The 1691-nt window shown below is 63.6% G+C and carries 3 protein-coding genes and 1 pseudogene; 1 reads left to right on the plus strand and 3 read right to left on the minus strand.

Annotated elements, in window-relative coordinates; translation table 11 throughout:
- Nucleotides 1–142 precede the first annotated feature (142 nt).
- Both HMPREF2883_RS15380 and HMPREF2883_RS15385 read right to left on the minus strand, forming a co-directional pair.
- Nucleotides 143–400 carry a hypothetical protein gene (locus HMPREF2883_RS15380; protein WP_371080222.1) on the minus strand — a complete coding sequence of 86 codons (258 nt, stop codon included), beginning with the start codon at nucleotides 398–400 and terminating at the stop codon, nucleotides 143–145.
- A gap of 27 nt (nucleotides 401–427) precedes the next feature.
- Nucleotides 428–598 carry a transposase family protein gene (locus HMPREF2883_RS15385; RefSeq protein WP_256277288.1) on the minus strand — a complete coding sequence of 57 codons (171 nt, stop codon included), beginning with the start codon at nucleotides 596–598 and terminating at the stop codon, nucleotides 428–430.
- Between the two features lie 74 nt (nucleotides 599–672).
- On the opposite strand from HMPREF2883_RS15385, the gene HMPREF2883_RS14570 reads away from it, so the two are divergent.
- A complete protein-coding gene (locus HMPREF2883_RS14570) occupies nucleotides 673–873 on the plus strand; it encodes a transposase (protein ID WP_075371450.1) in 201 nt (66 codons plus the stop codon).
- On the opposite strand, the pseudogene HMPREF2883_RS15390 reads toward HMPREF2883_RS14570, so the two are convergent.
- Nucleotides 864–1573, minus strand: a pseudogene (locus HMPREF2883_RS15390) (transposase); the annotation flags it as partial. The gene HMPREF2883_RS14570 and the pseudogene HMPREF2883_RS15390 overlap by 10 nt on opposite strands.
- Nucleotides 1574–1691 lie beyond the last annotated feature (118 nt).

Genomic DNA, 1691 nt, shown 5'->3' on the forward strand with positions numbered 1-1691 from the left:
CAAGGCGAAGACATTACTGCTTACACTAACGTCTCGCACTACCTGTGCGAGAGATGACAAAAGGACCACCCCATGAGGCTTATTCATGGGGTGTAGGTGAATATGAGTCCGAGGACGGCTGTGATGGTTTCTGGGAAGGTGTCTAGTGGTCTTCTGTAGCCGGTGTGCGGGACTCTCCAGGTCTTGATGTTGGCGATGGCTCGCTCGATCTTGTAGCGGAGACCTGGTTGACGGTCTTGTTGTAGGTCTTGTCGTCAGGGTGGAGCGGCAGGTTCGGGGGTTTTCTTTTCGGGGTGATCATTCCCAGTCCGATGTACCCCTTGTCACCGATATAGCGTGGTGGTGGTGTCCCGTCGGGTAGGTCGGTGGTGGGGACGTCGAGCAGGCCGCAGCGGCGCAGGGCCTGAGCGTCGTGCGTGCATCCGTCCTAGGGGTCGGACACCCAGGCCAGGGCCCCTGACAGGGTGCAGGCCACCTGGACGTTCAGACCCGTGGTTTTGTGCTTGCCGGAGTACAGCTCAGGATGACCCTTCCAGGACCAGCACTTAAGGAGGGTGCCGTCGATGATCAGCTGGGCCGTGGGATCCAGATCCTCCACTGAATCGCCCTGGGTTTGATGGAGGCAGTGATGACACGGAAGGATCACTGTCATGGGACAGAAGAAGTACCCCGATGAGCTGCGCGAGCGAGCCACGAGGACGGGCGTTGGAGGCACTGGCTGACCCGGCTCGGGCCAAGGGCGCGATCCGCAGGATCGCCGACGAGCTGGGTGTCCACCCCGAGGCTCTGCGCACCTGGGTCAAGAAGGCCCAGGTCGATGGTGGTCTGAGGCGGGCCTGTCCAGTTTTCTGTGTAAGCGGGGTCTATAGGTAGGGGTTGATTCGGTCGGGGTAGGCGGTGGTGAGCTGGGCCAGGGCCTTGTTCCAGTCGGTGGTGATCTGTCCTTCGACGAGCTTGCCCTTGGCCCTGCGCTTGGATGCTGGCAGTCCTTTCTCCTTGTCGCGTTCTCGGGCTCGTTTGTCCTCGATGTCACAGATCGCCAGCTTTCGGCCGCTTGATCACCGCCTCATCGGAGGGGAAGTGGCCGCGGTTCTTGGAAACCTTGCGCAGCTGGTAGCTCGCAGTCTCGATCGTGTTGGTGGAGGGGGTACCTCCCACGAAGTGGGGGAGAGATGACACGCCTGAGCATCGGAGGGAAGTCCAGGAAGGGAGTGAATCGCTCCCAGGCCCGCTCCCAGGTCGCCACCGTCTGGGGGTACTTGACCCCCATGTCGGACTCGGAGAAGCCGGTCAGAGCCTGCCAGGCGGCCTCCTGGTTCGGGGCGGTGCAGATCGGCCTTGAGAGCGGCCGCGACCTTCCGGCTCTCCCCGTAGGAGACGAACCGTATCCAGGGGCACGGAACCGGGTGGACCACACAGGTGGGGACCGTCGCCTGGGGCCAGGTCGCCTCGATCGCCTCGGGAAGGCCGGTAAGCCCGTCACATTCCCCCGCGCGCTTCGCTCCCGTGCGGGAGGTGCCCCCTCTACGATCAGGACGTCCTTGACGCCCCTGTTGGCCAGCTCAGCGCACACGAGCCGCCCTTCAAGGAGGCTCCCTCCCCGGGCCCGGGGCCCAGATACTTAAGCCACGTGCTTGACAGCCGTCCATGCCCCGCCCCGACCGCGATGTGAGCCGAGCGGGAGGCGACCC

It is taken from the genome of Actinomyces sp. HMSC075C01, assembly GCF_001812965.1.
GTDB classification, from domain to species: Bacteria; Actinomycetota; Actinomycetes; order Actinomycetales; family Actinomycetaceae; genus Actinomyces; species Actinomyces acetigenes.

Excerpts from the sequence above, each read along its gene's own strand:
- HMPREF2883_RS14570 (WP_075371450.1), top strand. The coding sequence starts at position 673 with ATGAGCTGCGCGAGCGAGCCACGAGGACGGGCGTTGGAGGCACTGGCT.